11 protein-coding genes are annotated in these 15853 nt (G+C 70.9%); 7 read left to right on the plus strand and 4 right to left on the minus strand.

Annotated elements, in window-relative coordinates:
* The first annotated feature begins 104 nt into the window (after positions 1–104).
* The 3 genes from BDK92_RS05970 to BDK92_RS05980 all read left to right on the plus strand — a co-directional run bounded on the left by BDK92_RS05970 (position 105) and on the right by BDK92_RS05980 (position 3922).
* Complete coding sequence (locus BDK92_RS05970; RefSeq protein ID WP_121155345.1) at positions 105–1604, plus strand: aminopeptidase P family protein; 1500 nt, start codon at positions 105–107, stop codon at positions 1602–1604.
* A 90-nt stretch (positions 1605–1694) separates the two neighbouring features.
* A complete protein-coding gene (locus BDK92_RS05975; RefSeq protein WP_147456924.1) occupies positions 1695–3407 on the plus strand; it encodes a RyR domain-containing protein in 1713 nt (570 codons plus the stop codon).
* 20 nt (positions 3408–3427) lie between these two features.
* Positions 3428–3922 (plus strand): hypothetical protein, encoded by a 495-nt coding sequence (locus BDK92_RS05980; RefSeq protein ID WP_121155349.1) that lies wholly within the window; start codon positions 3428–3430, stop codon positions 3920–3922.
* A 113-nt stretch (positions 3923–4035) separates the two neighbouring features.
* Here the strand turns inward: BDK92_RS05980 and BDK92_RS05985 are convergent, their stop codons facing one another.
* Positions 4036–4770, minus strand: a complete 735-nt coding sequence (locus BDK92_RS05985) for a hypothetical protein (RefSeq protein ID WP_121155351.1) — start codon at positions 4768–4770, stop codon at positions 4036–4038.
* A gap of 17 nt (positions 4771–4787) precedes the next feature.
* On the opposite strand from BDK92_RS05985, the gene BDK92_RS38845 reads away from it, so the two are divergent.
* Together BDK92_RS38845 and BDK92_RS05990 are read left to right on the plus strand one after the other, a co-directional pair.
* Positions 4788–4964, plus strand: a complete 177-nt coding sequence (locus tag BDK92_RS38845) for a hypothetical protein (protein ID WP_170208511.1) — start codon at positions 4788–4790, stop codon at positions 4962–4964.
* A gap of 460 nt (positions 4965–5424) precedes the next feature.
* Complete coding sequence (locus tag BDK92_RS05990; protein ID WP_121155353.1) at positions 5425–6129, plus strand: C39 family peptidase; 705 nt, start codon at positions 5425–5427, stop codon at positions 6127–6129.
* A gap of 80 nt (positions 6130–6209) precedes the next feature.
* On the opposite strand, the gene BDK92_RS05995 is transcribed toward BDK92_RS05990, so the two are convergent.
* Together BDK92_RS05995 and BDK92_RS38850 are read right to left on the minus strand one after the other, a co-directional pair.
* Positions 6210–9938 carry a S8 family serine peptidase gene (locus BDK92_RS05995; protein WP_211349101.1) on the minus strand — a complete coding sequence of 1243 codons (3729 nt, stop codon included), beginning with the start codon at positions 9936–9938 and terminating at the stop codon, positions 6210–6212.
* A 233-nt stretch (positions 9939–10171) separates the two neighbouring features.
* Positions 10172–10717 (minus strand): hypothetical protein, encoded by a 546-nt coding sequence (locus BDK92_RS38850; protein WP_121155357.1) that lies wholly within the window; start codon positions 10715–10717, stop codon positions 10172–10174.
* A gap of 221 nt (positions 10718–10938) precedes the next feature.
* Between BDK92_RS38850 and BDK92_RS06005 the strand changes: the two genes are divergently transcribed.
* Together BDK92_RS06005 and BDK92_RS06010 are read left to right on the plus strand one after the other, a co-directional pair.
* Entirely contained in the window at positions 10939–13743 is a 2805-nt protein-coding gene (locus BDK92_RS06005) for an aconitate hydratase (protein ID WP_121155359.1), read from the plus strand.
* Positions 13744–13892: 149 nt separating this feature from the next.
* On the plus strand, positions 13893–14474 hold the full coding sequence (locus BDK92_RS06010) for a dihydrofolate reductase family protein (protein ID WP_121155361.1): 582 nt from the start codon (positions 13893–13895) through the stop codon (positions 14472–14474).
* Positions 14475–14546: 72 nt separating this feature from the next.
* Here the strand turns inward: BDK92_RS06010 and BDK92_RS06015 are convergent, their stop codons facing one another.
* Positions 14547–15764 carry a cytochrome P450 family protein gene (locus BDK92_RS06015; protein WP_121155362.1) on the minus strand — a complete coding sequence of 406 codons (1218 nt, stop codon included), beginning with the start codon at positions 15762–15764 and terminating at the stop codon, positions 14547–14549.
* Positions 15765–15853: the final 89 nt, after the last annotated feature.

The raw sequence follows: 15853 nt of genomic DNA on the forward strand, positions 1-15853 counted from the left end.
TCATCTTTCCACGCGCGCCGCACACGTGTGCCGGCACCGCTGGGAGATCTCGACACACAGGCGCGGTACGGTCTGAAGGCAGGCTGGCGTGGGAGGAGCGGGACATGGGTGACGAACAGAACGAGAACACGCCGGAAACGACACGTGTCGAGTCGCACGACCCCGACTTCCCCGAGAAGTTCCTCGCCTTCATGCGGGAGGGCTGGCGTGACGCGGCCCTGGCGGTGAACCCCCGTCCCGAGGTCCCGAACTACGCCAAGCGGCGGGCCGCCCTCTCCGCCGCGTTCGCCGGCGAGACCCTGGTGATCCCGACCGGTGTCGAGAAGGTGCGGGCGAACGACACCGACTACCCGTTCCGGCCGGGCAGCGACTTCGCGTACCTCACCGGTGACCACGACCCGGAGAGCGTGCTGGTGCTGCGCCCCAACGGGTCCGGCCACGAGGCCACCCTCTACACCCAGCCGCGCAACTCGAAGGAGTCCGACGAGTTCTTCCGCAGCCGCAACGGCGAGCTGTGGGTGGGTCGCCGGCACACGCTGGCCGAGAAGTCGACCGAGCTGGGTGTCGAGACGGCGCCGCTGACCGAGCTCGGGGCCGCGCTGGCCGACTGCGCGCCGGGGCGTACCCGGGTGCTGCGCGGGCTGGACCCGTCGGTCGACGCCGCCGTCCGCCCGTACGACACCTCGGCCGCGACCGGCGCGAAGCCGGCGGCCGGGCTCGGCCGGGACCGGGAACTGGCCGCGGTGATCAGTGAGCTGAAGCTGGTCAAGGACGAGTGGGAGATCGCCCAGCTACAGGAGGCGATCGACGCGACCGTACGCGGCTTCGAGGACGTCGCCCGGGTGCTGCCGGCCGACCGGCCGGTGGCCGAGCGGCTGCTGGAGGGGATCTTCGCGCTGCGGGCCCGCCACGACGGCAACGACGTCGGTTACAGCTCGATCGTCGGGGCCGGTGAGCACGCCACGATCCTGCACTGGATCCGCAACACCGGCGCGACCCGCCCGGGCGACCTGCTGCTGATGGACATGGGCGTGGAGGGGCGGAACCTCTACACCGCCGACGTCACCCGGGTGGTCCCGGTGTCGGGCACCTTCAGCCCGCTGCAACGCCAGGTCTACGACATCGTGTACGCCTCCCAGCAGGCCGGGATCGAGTTCATCCGCCCCGGGGTGAGCTTCAAGGACGTGCACCGTACGTGCATGCAGGTGCTCGCCGAGGGGCTCTCCGAGCTGGGGTTGCTGCCGGTCAGCGTGGACGAGGCGATGGACGATTCCTCGACGATCTACCGCCGGTGGTCACTGCACGGCTTCGGGCACATGCTCGGCATCGACGTGCACGACTGCGCGAACGCCCGCAAGGAGCACTACCGTGGCGGCACCCTCGACGAGGGCTACGTGCTCACCGTCGAGCCCGGCCTCTACTTCCAGCCCGAGGACGAACTGGTCCCGGCGGAGCTGCGCGGTGTCGGCATCCGGATCGAGGACGACGTACTCGTGACGCCCGCCGGCGCGGTCAACCTCTCGGCCGGCCTGCCCCGGCAGGCCGACGAGGTGGAGACCTGGTTGGCGGCCCAGCGTGAGGCGGGGCACCGGCTCCCGGGCTGACGGGTTACCGGCACTCGTCGATCCTTGTGGGGGCGAATCGCAACGGTACGATGACGCTGCGTTCATGCCCGATCCCCCGCGGGAGGCGTCGTGCCCGGCAGGAATCTCGGCGAGCCGCCACGTGCGCCGACCATGGACGTGTTACGCCTGATCTTCGCGCTGATCGGGGTCGCGTCGCTGGTGCTCGGTTATCTCGGCCTCGACGATTTCCTCAAGGGGAACGCGCACCCGCTGGACCTGCTCTACTACGACCTCCAGCTCTTCGTCCTCGGCTCACCGCCGCTGGACGACGGCGGCACCTTCCCGGTGCCGTTGGAGATCGCCCGGTTCACCGCCCCCGCCGTCACCCTGTACGCGTTCATCGAGGCCGGCCGGTTGGTCTTCGCGACCGAACTGCGCCGGCTCCGGGTACGGCAGGCGCGTAACCACGTGATCGTCTGCGGTGACGGCATGATCGCCAACACCCTCGCCCGCCGACTCCGCTCCGACGGCGAACGGGTGGTGACGGTCCCTTCGGGGGCGGTGCCGACGACGCCGGGTGCCCGCCGGGTCGCCCGTGCGGCCCGGGACCCGGACCTGCTCGGAGCCGCCGGGGTGGGCCGGGCACGGGCTCTCTACGCCTGCACCGACGACAGTGCCGCGAACACCGCGATCGCCCTCGCCGCCGCCCGCCACGGCCGGCACGGCCAGCGCAGCCCGCTCTCGGTCTACGCCGAGGTCGCCGACCCGGAACTCTGCCTCGCGCTCCAGGCCCGGCACCTCGGCCTGACCGGCCAGCCCGGGGCGCGGGTGGACTTCTTCCACATCGACGACCTGGCCGCACGGAAGCTGCTCACCCAGGAGCCGCCGGTCCCGGTCCACGATCGACCACCCCGGGTGGTGGTGCTCGGTGCCACCGCGTTCGGCCGCTCCGTGCTGGTTGAACTGGCCCGGCGCTGGCGGGTCCGCGACCCGCAGGACGAGCGGCCGATTCCGCTCGCCCTGGTCGACGGGGACGCCAACCAGGCCCGGGAACAGCTCACCCAGCGCTTTCCCTTCCTGGACCGGGTCTGCCGGATCACCGCCTACGACGGCGACCTGGCCACCTTCCTGTCCGCCGGTGGTTTCCCGCTGCCGCCGGACCGGGTCTTCATCTGCTACGACGACGAGCAGCGGGCGTTGAAGACGGCGCTCACCGCCGAGCAGTTGTGGCACGGCGAGCCCGGCTCGGTGGTGGTCCGGCTGGACCGGCTGGCGAACCTCCGGGACGCCTTCGGCGGCCCCGGCGAGCGGCTGCTCGACGACCTCTCCGGCACCCTGCGCCTGTACGGCGTGGTCCGCGCCGCCTGCGACCCGGAACTGATCGGGGACGACCTGGCCCGGGTGATCCACGAGAGTTACGTCGCGGCCCGGCATCGGCGCGGCGAGCGCCCGGAGGAGACGCCCGCGCTGGTGCCGTGGGAGCGGTTGCCCGAGACGCTGCGGGTCGCCAACCGTGCCCAGGCCGAGGATTTCGGCAGCAAGCTGCGGGAACTCGGCTGTGCCCTCTCCCCCCGGGTGGGGCCGGGTGAGGAGTACACCCTGGCCGAGCCGGAGATAGAACGGCTGGCGGTGCTGGAACACGAGCGCTGGGTGCGGGAGCGGACCGCCAACGGCTGGCGGTACGGTGAGCCCCGCGACGACGCCCGGCGGCTGCATCCGGCGATCGGACCATGGGAGAGCCTCGGGGCGGAGATGCGCGCACGCAACCACGACGCGATCAGGGAGATGCCGGTCATCCTGGCCGATGCCGGCTTCCGGATCGTCCGGGTACGGCACGCGTGACAACGAACGGACGGTGTGCCATGCCGCGAATCGGGGTCACCGGGCACGTGATACTGGCCCACGGCACCGCGGAGCTCGTCTCCGCCAGCCTGGCCGAGCACCTGAGACCGTACGCGGGACCCGGGCTGCGGGGGATCACCTGCCTGGCCAACGGTGCCGATCAGCTCTTCGCTCGGCAGATCCTGGCGCTGGACGGCACGTACGAGGCGGTGATCCCGGCCGCCGACTACCGCCAGCACGCGGTCGAACGGGAGAACCTGGCCGACTTCGACGAGCTGCTCGACCTCGCGGCGAAAGTGGACTACATGCCGTACCCACGGTCCGGCCGGCAGGCGTACATGGCGGCGAGCGAGGAGCTGCTGGACCGCTGCGAGATGCTCGTGGCGGTCTGGGACGGGCGCCCGTCGGTCGACATCGGCGACACCGCCGACGTGGTCCGTGCCGCCCGTGAACGGGGCCTGCCGGTGACCGTGCTCTGGCCGGCCGGCGCGCGCCGTGGCCGATCGTCTCGATAGGACGTGTCAGCGCCCGCCGGTGATCGGCTCCCGGTCGGCAGCTCCCGCTGTACGGCTCACCGGTCCGCGGCTCCCGGTCCGCGGTGCGCGGTGCCCGGTCCGCGGTGCCCGGTTCAGCGGGACGGGATCTCGACCGTGATCTCCGCGCCGAGTCGGGCGCCGTCGGTGAGTTCGAGGTCGTCGCCGCTCCAGAACCGGCCCGGGTCGTACCAGTTCGGCCGGCGACCGCCCGGAAGCAACCCCATCTCCTCGTACGTCACCGCGACCACCTCGGCGCAGTAGGCGGTCTCCAGCACGCTCTCGCGTTGCCGGGCGAGAGCCGATCCGGGCCGGGCGAGAGCCGATCCGGACGGCGACTCGCCGGACGGGTCGGCGCGATCCGGACGTTCGGCCCCGAACAGCCCAGGCCGTCGCAGGCTGGGCACCCGGCCCTGCGCCCAGCGCCAGGCCAGCCGGGCGGTGGAGGGGAACGGGGTGCCGTCGAGGCGGGCGATCGTACGGAGCACCGCGTCCTCGTGGGCACGGCCGGCCGGCGGTTCGAGTTGGCGGAGCCACGCGCGTTGGCCGTACCGGTTCGCCCAGACGCAGACGGCGTCGCGAAGGTTGTGCAGTTGTACGCCGCGCTGGTGGGTACCGGACCACATGTCCGGTAGCGACCGGCCCAGTTCGGCGTGCCACATCAGCGGGGGCAGGTCGTCGAGGACGACAGCCATCCCGACGTGGTTGACCGGACTGTTCGTGGTGAGCTGGATGGCCCGGTCCGGGACGCTGCGTCCGCGGAAGACCCACACGTCCCCGGTACGGGTCACGTCGACGGCCTCATCGAGGCTGATGCTCGTATCGACCACTCGACTACCCTAGGCGGATGCGCTGGTGGAAGATAGTTGGCCTGGCAAGCGTCGTCGGTGTGGCGGCGACCGGCGTGGTGATCGCCCGTGCCGAGCGCCGACGGCGGGCGTACACGCCTGATCAGATCCGTACCCGGCTGCGGGACCGGCACGCCGAGGCCACCGTGCTGGGGCAGCGTCCGACCGACCAGTAAGTGGCTGGATGTCCGGTATGTCCGCCAAGTAGAACCGGACGGCGGCCAAGTTGCCTTGATCAACTCGCTGGACCGGCCATCTCCCGGAATGCCGGGGGCCCCGGATCGGTTATACCCCCGTACGCCGGAGCACCCCGAGCGGGTCGACTCCACGACCGGCCCCCGGGCGAACATCCCCGGAATGATTCACGGGCCGGACCGGTTACATCCCCCTGAACACCGGAGCACCCCGAGCGGGTCGACTCCACGGCCAGCCCCCGGGCGAACATCCCCGGAATGATTCACGGGCCGGACCGGTTACATCTCGAACGCGTCCCGCCACCCCCATGGCCTGGAGACGCATTCGCCCCGCGCTTGTCCCCCATGCGCGGGAAACCCCCACTGGAAGGCAACCATCGTGACTACCTTTAGTCAGTGGCTACCGGCCATCGCAAAGACTTCCGCAGTTCGTAAGGGCGCCATGACCGCCGCTGGTCTCGCGTTCGTCGGCGGTGCCATCGTCGGACCGCTCGGCGCCACCGCGCAGGCCGCCCCGGCGGCCAACCCGGCCCCGGCCATGACGACCGTCGCCCACGTCACCTCCGACAAGGGTCACGGCGACATGGACAAGGGCCAGGACAAGGACCAGGGCCAGGACCGCGGCAAGGGTCACGCCCCGTCGGCCAAGGAACTGAAGGCTGACTACCAGGCGCAGCCGAACTTCTACTGGTGTGGCCCGGCCTCGACCCGGATCGCGCTGAGCGCGGACGGGCACAACCTGAGCCAGGACGAGGTCGCGAAGAAGCTGGGCACCACGGTCGAGGGCACGCCGTCGGCCGAGGACACCACCCGGGTGCTGAACGACGTCGTGGGCGGCAACGTCTACAAGACGACGGCCATCCCGGACAGCAAGGCCAAGCCGGAGCAGATGGACAAGCTCCAGGCTGACGTGAAGCACGCGATCGACGACAACCGTGCCGTGGTCGCCAACATCATCGGCACCGGTACCGACACCGACGGGGTCTCGCACTCCTACGAGGGCGGCCACTACCTGGCCGTGATCGGTTACCGCGATGACGGTCGGGCAGTGAAGATCTCCGACCCGGCCAACCCGAACGACCCGTCGTACTGGATGAGCACCATCGACATGGCCAACTGGATCGCCACCCGCGGTTACTCGGCCTGATCCCGATCCGGGACGACAATCGAACAGCAGCATGGTGTGACCGAGGGGCCAGCTCATCGAGCTGGCCCCTCGGCGTGTCTCTATCTGATCCCGAACGCGCGCACCACGGTCTGGCTGACCGTGTTGCCCTGACCGTCACGGGCGGTGGTGCGCACCGAGGCGAAGGTCGCCGACGCCGGTGCGCGCAGGCTCGTGCGCCAGCCGTCCGTGGTCCGGCTCAGGCTGGTCGCCTGCCAGGTCACCCCGTCGTCGTACGACAGCTCCACCGTCACCCCGCGAATGCCGGCCGACCCGGCGACGGCCCCGAGTCGGACCGGCGCGACCGTGAGTTCCGCCCGCCGACCGGCCCGCCCGGAGGCGTCGGTCGTCACCTGGTAGTCGACCTGGATCAGCGGCAACGTGGCCGTCCCGCCCTCCGCCGCCGGGGCGGAGGTGAAGCCCCATTCGGTCCGGGTCCGGGTCGAGTACGGCAGCACCGCACCATCCTGGGCCGTCTCGGTGACCAGCCGCAGCGTCACCGGGTCGGGGCCGACGGGGGCGGAGAGGATTCCGCCCGGTGACTCGGCGAGGAGTTGGTCCCCCTGGTAGAGGCGGGTCGTCTGGGTGAATCCCGCAACGCTCGGCATGCCCTGGTGGTGGGGATCGGAGTCGCCCCACGGCGGCAGGTCGAAGACGACCACCTCCTCGCCGGAGCGGACCGGTGGCGAGGTGAGGCCGGTGGCGAGGACGCGTGGACGTGCCACCGGCGCGAACCAGGTCACGTCGGTGCGTTCCCCGCCGGCGTACGAGACCACCGACGAGGTCTGCGTGAGCTCCGGCATGACGGCCAGCTCCATCCACCGGTTGTGCTGGTCGGCGGTGACCCAGTCGGTGCGTACGCCCTGGGTGGGGATCGGCAGCGCCGCGCCGGAGAGCGCGGAGTGGGGCTGGTCCGGTGAGACGTCGAACCGGAGCCCGACGCCCTCGCCCGACCGGTGGTGGCGGAAGGCGACGTCGACCCGGGCCAACTCGGGCCGCGTGGGCCGGTAGCTCAGGTCCGCCGGAATCGCCCCGTTGTAGCGCCGCACCAGGTCGTAGACGTACTCGGGCGCGTGGTGCGCCTCGACCGTGAGCGCGGTACGCCCCGAACCGAGCCGCGCCACGAGTTCCTCGCCCCGGTCCCGGCCGAGCGAGGCGACCGGCAGCGGGGTACGCGGGTCGGCCACCTCGTACCAGGCGTCCAACCGACCGACTCCGTTGTTGACCAGCAGCAACAGCTTCGCGCCCGCCGCCGCGGCGGCATCGGCCTGGTCGAGCGCCCCCACGGCGTCGTTCGCCCGGACGACTGCCACCTTGCCGCGCACGTCCAGCCGGTCGTAGTCGGCGGGGGCGCCCTGACCGGCGAAGACCGCGTCGAGGCGCTGCCGCCCGTCGGGGAACGCCACGGAACCGCTCTGGATCAGCAGGTCGTCGAAGGTCTGACCGTTCGCGGTGACCGCCAGTGGTGGCTGGACCAGGCTCCACCGGGCGCGGAACGTGAACGTACCCTTGCTGACCTTTGCTCCGGTGGAGGCCGCCCAGACGCTGTCGTACTCGTGGCCGACGACGTAGTTGTCGGCGAGCGGGTACCGGCCGGGGTAGGACCGGAAGTAGTCGAGCCGCACCTGGGCGGTGGCGGTCACCTGCGGCGCGATCGCCTCCACCCGGTGCAGTCGGCGCCCGTCCAGGGTGACGGTGCTGTCCCGGCTGAGTTCGATCTCCGGCTCGGCCAGCACCGCCCGACCGAGCGAGTACGGCCCGCCTGCGCCCGGTACGTCGGCGTACATCCAGGCGCTGTAGGTGCTCGGCGGCAGGCTGACCTCGAGGGTGCCCGAGGCGTCGACCGGGTAGAGCCGGGGCACCACGTCCCGGACGATGTCCTTGATCATCACGGTGCCGGCCAGTGCCTTGCCGTCCGGTCCCCGGGTCTTGAGGGTCAGGTCGACCCGCTCGCCCTCCTTGTTGATTCCGACCACGGTGTGCACGCTCGGTGCCCCGGAGGGACCGGTGGCGACCACCATGCCGCTGGAGTACTTGTCGTCGGCGAGCAGGTCGAGGTCGACCGCGACCACCACCGTGCTGGTTCCGCGCGCCGGTACGGTGACCTGGCCGGCCGGCAGGGTGAAGAGCCCGGCCGGTGCGGTCGGCGCGTTGACCCGCAGGTCGAGCGTGACCGGGGCGTCGCCGGTGTTGGTGTACGTGACCTCCTGGTCGACCCGCTGCCCGGGTGCGTACGGCCAGTCCAGGTCGGTGAAGACGGTCCCGCTGGCGAAGACCGTGCCGGCGACGGCGGCGGAGACGTCGAGCCGACCGCTGCCGGCAAAGTACGCGTCGTACCGCTGGGTGATCTTGGTGGTACTGACCAGCGCGTCCTTGAGCTGCGAGCCGGTCCAGTCCGGGTGGGCGGCGGCGAGCAGCGCGGCGGCCCCGGCCACGTGCGGCGTGGCCATCGAGGTGCCGCTCATCGTCTGGTAGTACCCCTCCCCCTCGGCCGCGTACTGCGAGCGGGCCGCCAGCACGTCCACTCCGGGGGCGGTCAGCTCCGGCTTGAGTCCGTTGTCACCCCGGCGGGGGCCACGGCTGGAGAAGACCGCGAGCCGGTCGAGGCTGTCGACCGCGCCGACGGTCAGCGCCGCGTCGGCGGCACCGGGCGCGCCCACCATCTGCATGTCCGGCCCCGAGTTGCCGGCGGCGATGGTGAACAGCGCACCGGTCTCCGCGCTCAGCCGGTCGACCGCCTGGCTCAGCGGGTCGGTACCGTCGGTCGGGGCACCGCCCAGGCTCATGCTGATCACCTTGGCGTGCTGGTCCCGGGCCGCCCACTCCATCCCGGCGATGATCCAGGAGTCCTGGCCGCCGCCGGTGTCGTCGAGCACCTTGCCGACGTGCAGTTCCGCGCCGGGCGCGACGCCGCGTTCGGCGCCACCGGAGGCGGCGCCGCTGCCCGCGATGGTCGAGGCGACGTGCGTACCGTGGCCGTTCCGGTCGGTGACCTCCTCGCCGGGGACGAAACTCGCCGACTCGGCGACCCGTCCCACCAGGTCCGGGTGGCCGAGGTCGACGCCGGTGTCCAGCACCGCCACCGGCACGCCGACACCGGTGTTGCCACCGGACCAGACCGCTGGGGCGCCGATCTGCGCGGTCGTGTCCGCGAGCGCCGCCCGGACCTTGCCGTCCAGCCAGACCTTGCTGATGCCGGCGGCGAGGCCGGGTCGTTCCGCCTTCGCCCGGGTGGTCGCCGGTCCGGTGCCGGTCAGCCCGGCCCAGAACTCCGCCGCCCGGTCCCGCCGCGCAGTCAGCGCCGCCCCCTGGATGCTCTCCAGGCCCCGCACCCGCTCCGCGCCCGCCGGTACGGCCTGGGTACGGCTCCGCGCCGCCGCGTCGGTGTAGCTCACGATCAGCGGCAACCGGTCGGTGTGCGCGTCGTCGTAGCCGTCGGCGAGCAGCCGGGTCACGTTGAACAGGTCCTCGTCCAGCAGACCGGCGGCGACGTACGGCACCGCCGCGTCCGGGTAGACGTAGGTGTCGGTGCCGACGGTGGTGATCCGCGCCCCGCTCGCCCGGCCTCCGGGCCCTCGTACGGTAACCGCGGTGAGATCGCCGGCGGCGGCGCCGACGGTGACCCGGTCCCCGGTGATCAGGGTGACCGTGCGCGGGGTCCGGTCGGTGGCTCCCGGGGTACGGGTCGCCCCGACGGCGCTCGCCGCCCCGGTGCCGGCGGCGGTTGGCGCGTGACTGCCGGCGGCGGCGGAGGCCGGGGCGGCGGTTGCCGCGATCGCGAGCGTGGTCACCGCGGCGACCATCGACCCCGGTCCACGGAACGAGAAAGCTGGTCTACGGAACGAGAAAACAGGCAAGGGGCATCCCTCGATCGGTGAAAATATTCACCGAGCAGCATGCGCCCTTGATCATCTCAAGCCAAGGGAAGATCAATGACGACGTTGCGACATGGCGAGGATGCGCCATGGCTCGGTCGTTGACACCGTCCCGGCGTCCTGTTCACCGGAGCCGGGCCGACCGGGCGCTACTCGCCCCCGCCCCCGCCACCGCCGTCGCTGTCACCGGACACCGGCGAGCTGTCGGCGTGGCCGCCACCGCCGTCGCTCTCCGCACCCGGTTCGCGTACGGCGTCCGGGGCGCAGAGCACGGTGACCCGGTAGGTGAGCCCGACGTTGGACCAGATGGTGCCGTGCACCCAGAGACAGAGGCCGACCCCGGTGCCACCCTCCGGGTGCTCGTAGAACTCGATCACCGGGTCGGCGATCGCACCGACCAGGCCCTGGGTGCCCTGGGCGGTGCCGGGGACCTGGAGCAGGCCGACGCTGAGCTGCACCTCGACATCGGAGAGGGCGTCCAGGTCGTACCAGTGGGTGTCCGGGAGGAAGAGCCGGGCATCGACCTCGCGGCGCTTGTACTCCGGCCCCATCAGCCCGGTCTCGGCGTCGGGCTCGCCGCCGATCCAGGCGATACCGGCGTAGTCGCTGCGCAGTCGCCGGGCGTCGGTGAAGAATCCGGTCGCCACGGTGTCGATGCGGGTCTGGGCGGCGAGCTGGACGGTTGCGTCGGTCACTCGCGGCACCCTAGCACCGTCACCCCGGCCGGGTGCCACCCTCCGCCGGGGCAGACCGGCTTGCGCCAAGTAGCAAGACGGACGTACGGTTTGAATAGCCGAAGGAAACCGGTTGGTAAGTGTTACCTAAGCCGCGCGTGGCGGTAACAGGTACGAAAGACTGCGCAGGACTATTCACGGTCGCCCTTCGGCCGGAAGGCATCGGCCGGAACGAACACAGCGTGAAGGAGTACGACGTGGCGAGCCTCGACACCTTCGGTGCGAAGAGCCAGCTACGCGTCGGAGACGCGAGCTACGAGATTTTCAGGATCAACAAGGTGGCCGGGCAGGAGCGCCTGCCGTACAGCCTCAAGATCCTGCTGGAGAACCTGCTCCGCACCGAGGACGGCGCGAACATCACCGCCGACCACATCCGCCAGCTCGGCGGCTGGGACCCGGACGCGGACCCGAGCGTGGAAATCCAGTTCACCCCCGCCCGGGTGCTGATGCAGGACTTCACCGGGGTGCCGTGCGTCGTCGACCTCGCCACCATGCGTGAGGCGGTCCGCGACCTCGGCGGCGACCCGACCCGGGTCAACCCGCTGGCCCCGGCCGAACTCGTCATCGACCACTCGGTCATCGCCGACCTGTTCGGACGCGAGGACGCCTTCGCCCGCAACGTCGAGCTGGAGTACGAGCGCAACAGGGAGCGCTACCAGTTCCTGCGCTGGGGCCAGACCGCGTTCAACGAGTTCAAGGTCGTGCCGCCGGGCACCGGCATCGTGCACCAGGTCAACATCGAGTACCTGGCCCGTACGATCATGGAGCGCAACGGCCAGGCGTACCCGGACACCGTGGTCGGCACCGACTCGCACACCACCATGGTCAACGGTCTCGGCGTACTCGGCTGGGGCGTCGGCGGCATCGAGGCCGAGGCGGCCATGCTCGGCCAGCCCGTCAGCATGCTCATCCCCCGGGTCGTCGGCTTCAAGCTCTCCGGCGAGGCGCCGACCGGCACCACCGCCACCGACCTGGTGCTCACCATCACCGAGATGCTGCGCAAGCACGGGGTGGTCGGCAAGTTCGTCGAGTTCTACGGACCCGGCGTGAGCGCGGTGCCACTGGCCAACCGGGCCACCATCGGCAACATGTCCCCGGAGTACGGCTCCACCGTCGCCATCTTCCCGATCGACGCCGAGACGATCCGCTACCTCCAGCTCACCGGCCGCACCGAGCAGCAGGTGGCGCTGGTCGAGGCGTACGCCAAGGAGCAGGGCCTCTGGCACGAGCCGGACGCCGAGCCGAACTACTCCGAGCGACTCGAACTCGACCTGTCGACGATCGAACCGTCGTTGGCCGGGCCGAAGCGCCCGCAGGACCGGGTGCCGCTGGGCAACGCCAAGACGCTCTTCCGCTCCGCGCTGATCAACTATGTCGGCGACGACAACCCGGTCGCGCACGGCCCGGCCGACGAGGCGAGCGAGGAGTCCTTCCCGGCCAGCGACTCGCCGGCCAACGGGATCAACGACCCCGACGACGCTCCGGTCGACCTGGTCTCCGCCGCCACCGGCGCGAAGGGACGGGCCAGCGCCCCGATCCGGGTCACCGGCGACGACGGCACCGAGTTCGAACTCGACCACGGCGCCGTGGTGATCGCCGCCATCACCTCCTGCACCAACACCTCCAACCCGCAGGTGATGATCGGCGCGGCCCTGCTCGCCCGCAACGCGGTCGACCGTGGCCTGTCCCGCAAGCCGTGGGTGAAGACCACCCTGGCACCGGGCTCGAAGGTGGTCATGGACTACTACGAGCGCGCCGGCCTCACCCCGTACCTGGAGAAGCTCGGCTTCCACCTGGTTGGCTACGGCTGCACCACCTGCATCGGCAACTCCGGCCCGCTGCCCGAGGCGGTCTCCGCCGCGGTCAACGAGCGTGACCTGTCGGTGGTCTCGGTCCTCTCTGGCAACCGGAACTTCGAGGGCCGGATCAACCCCGACATCAAGATGAACTACCTCGCCTCGCCGCCGCTGGTGGTGGCGTACGCGCTGGCCGGCACGATGGACATCGACCTGGCCAACGAGCCGATCGACCTCGGCTCCGACGGCCAGCCGGTCTACCTGCGCGACATCTGGCCCAGCTCGACGGAGATCGAGGAGGTCATCGCCAACGCGGTCCGCAGCGAGATGTTCACCGCCGACTACGCCGACGTCTTCGCCGGTGACGAACGCTGGCAGTCGCTGCCGACGCCGACCGGTGACACCTTCGCCTGGGCCGGTGACTCGACCTACGTACGCAAGCCCCCGTACTTCGAGGGCATGGCGCGCGAGCCGCAGCCGGTCGACGACATCACCAACGCACGGGTGCTGGCCAAGCTCGGTGACTCGGTCACCACCGACCACATCTCGCCGGCCGGCTCGATCAAGGCCGACTCCCCCGCCGGTAAGTACCTGGCGGAGCACGGCGTGGCCCGCCACGAGTTCAACTCGTACGGCTCCCGCCGGGGCAACCACGAGGTCATGATCCGGGGCACCTTCGCCAACATCCGGCTGCGCAACCAGCTCGTGCCCGGGGTCGAGGGCGGCTTCACGGTCAACCACCTGACCGGGGACCAGACCTCGATCTTCGACGCCTCGGTCGCGTACCAGGAGGCGGGCGTACCGCTGGTGATCCTGGCCGGCAAGGAGTACGGCTCCGGCTCGTCGCGGGACTGGGCGGCGAAGGGCACCATGCTGCTCGGCGTACGGGCGGTCGTGGCCGAGTCGTACGAGCGGATCCACCGCTCGAACCTGATCGGCATGGGTGTGCTGCCGTTGCAGTACCCGGTCGACGTGACCGCGGAGACCCTCGGGCTCACCGGCACCGAGACGTTCACCATCACCGGCGTGACCGCGCTCAACAACGGCGAGGTTCCGCGTACGGTGCGGGTCAGCACCGACACCGGGATCGAGTTCGACGCGGTGGTCCGGATCGACACCCCCGGCGAGGCGGACTACTACCGCCACGGCGGCATCCTGCAGTACGTCCTGCGCCGGATGATCGCCAGCTGACACTTCGCGTACGGGTAAGGAAGGGCCCCTTGTTATCGCCTGGCGATAACAAGGGGCCCTTCCTTCCTTACGAACCGGGCGGGCAGCGATCTGCGTTGACATCGCCAAGAATGAGGGCATCCACTCGGACCACGGATAGGACATCGAAGATGCGCGCGCTGATCTACACCGCCTTCGTCTCGCTGGACGGCGTCGTCGACTCTCCCGGCGGCGGCACTCCGTTCGAGGCCCACCGCAGCGGCGGCTGGACCTACAAGGACATCGAGTTCCGACCCGAGGCGTACGAGCTCAAGGGCCGGGAGACCGAGGAGGCCACCGCGCTGATGTTCGGCCGGACCAGCTACGAGGCCTTCTCGCCGTTGTGGCCGGACATCGCGGACTTCGCCGCACTGAAAGAACTGCCGAAGTACGTCGTCTCGACCACCCTCGGCGAGGACGCCCTCGTCGACAACTGGGGTGACATCACGATCCTGCGCTCCATGGAGGACGTCGAGAAGGTCAAGCAGACCGACGGCGGTCCGATCGTCATCCACGGCAGCGCCACCCTCGCCCGCAACCTCTCCGATGCCGGCCTGATCGACCGCTACCACCTGCTGGTCTTCCCGGTGCTGCTCGGGGCCGGCAAGCGGATGTTCAGCGACACCGACAAGGACAAGCAGATGCTGAAGGTGGTCGAGTCGGAGACGTACGCCAACGGCATCACCAAGCTCGTCTACGACGTCGTCCACTGAGGCGGCTGACCACGGTGTTAGGAAGGGCCCCCTCCTAACCGATAGCGATAACAAGGGGCCCTTCCTTACACCTCAGAAGGTGACGGGAAGGCTGCGCAGGCCACGGGTGCGGAAGCTCGGGCGCCAGGACAGGTCAGCCGGGTCGACCGCCAGCGTGAGCTTCGGGAAGCGCCGGATCACGGCACCGATCGCGACCTGGAGTTCGAGCCGGGCCAGCGGGGCGCCGACGCAGTAGTGGATGCCGTGCCCCAGGGTCAGGTGACCGCTGTCCGAGCGGTTCACGTCGAGCAGCTCCGGCTGGTCGAACCGGAGCGGGTCGCGATTCGCGGCGGCCACGTTGACCAGGATGGCGGCGCCGGCCGGGATGTGCACCCCACCGATGGTGACGTCGGTGAGCGGGAAGCGGCGGAAGGCCACCGGTGCCGGCGGTTCGTAGCGCAGCAGTTCCTCGACCGCACCGGCGGGCAGTTCGGGTGCCGCACGCACCGCGTCGAGCTGTTCCGGGTGGCGCAGCAGGGCGAGAAGGCCGGTGCCGATCAGGTGCACCGAGTTCTCGTAGCCGGCGAAAAGCACCAGGAAGGCCAGTGAGGTCAGCTCGTCCTCGCTGAGCCGGTCGGTGCCGCCGTCCGCCTCGGTGTCACGGGCGGCGATCATCGCGGAGAGCAGGTCGTCGCCGGGCTGCCGCCGCTTGTCGGCGATCAGCGCCACCAGGAACTCCTGCAACCGCATGATCACCCGGGCGCCGGCCCGTGGATCGTCGGCGGGCGGGCTGAGCATCACGTCGGTCCAACCACGCAGGGCCGCCCGATCCGCCTCGGGAACCCCGAGCAGGTCGCTGATGACGGTGACCGGCAGCGGGCCGGCGAAGTCGGCGACCAGGTCGGCGTGGCCGTGGGCGGCGACCCGGTCGAGCAGTTCCTGCGCCGCCGCCTCCACCCGGGGACGCAGGCCGGCGATCCGCTGGGGGCCGAACGCCTGGGCGATCAGCCGGCGGATCCGGGTGTGGTTCGGCGGGTCCATGTTGAGCAGGTTCGCGTCCAGCGCCGGGGGCAGCGAGAACCCACGCCAGGAACCGTCCGAGTTCGCCTTGTCCAGGGAGAGTCGCTGGTCGGCGAGGGCCGCGCGGACGTCCGCGTAGCGGGTGACCAGCCAGACGGCGCTGCCGTCCGGCAGCGTCACCTGATGCACCGGACCGGCCTCGCGCAACGCGGCGTAGGTCGGGTACGGGTCGGCGACAAAAGCGGCGTCGAACGGCGAGGAGGGTGGGGCTGCGGCGGCTTGTCCTGTCACCGTTCGAGGCTAACCGGCTCGGCCGAGCCCTTCCCCGGTGCCCGAGGCGGCCGAGACACCCACCACCGCTGGAACGACCGGCTCCGGCG

The sequence above is a fragment of the Micromonospora pisi genome (assembly GCF_003633685.1).
In the GTDB taxonomy this organism is placed as follows: Bacteria; Actinomycetota; Actinomycetes; order Mycobacteriales; family Micromonosporaceae; genus Micromonospora_G; species Micromonospora_G pisi.

Bases quoted from the DNA above. Each gene is read 5' to 3' on its own strand.
- BDK92_RS05970 (WP_121155345.1), top strand. From the start codon at position 105: ATGGGTGACGAACAGAACGAGAACACGCCGGAAACGACACGTGTCGAG.
- BDK92_RS05980 (WP_121155349.1), top strand. From the start codon at position 3,428: ATGCCGCGAATCGGGGTCACCGGGCACGTGATACTGGCCCACGGCACC.
- BDK92_RS38845 (WP_170208511.1), top strand. From the start codon at position 4,788: ATGCGCTGGTGGAAGATAGTTGGCCTGGCAAGCGTCGTCGGTGTGGCG.
- BDK92_RS05990 (WP_121155353.1), top strand. From the start codon at position 5,425: ATGACCGCCGCTGGTCTCGCGTTCGTCGGCGGTGCCATCGTCGGACCG.
- BDK92_RS06010 (WP_121155361.1), top strand. From the start codon at position 13,893: ATGCGCGCGCTGATCTACACCGCCTTCGTCTCGCTGGACGGCGTCGTC.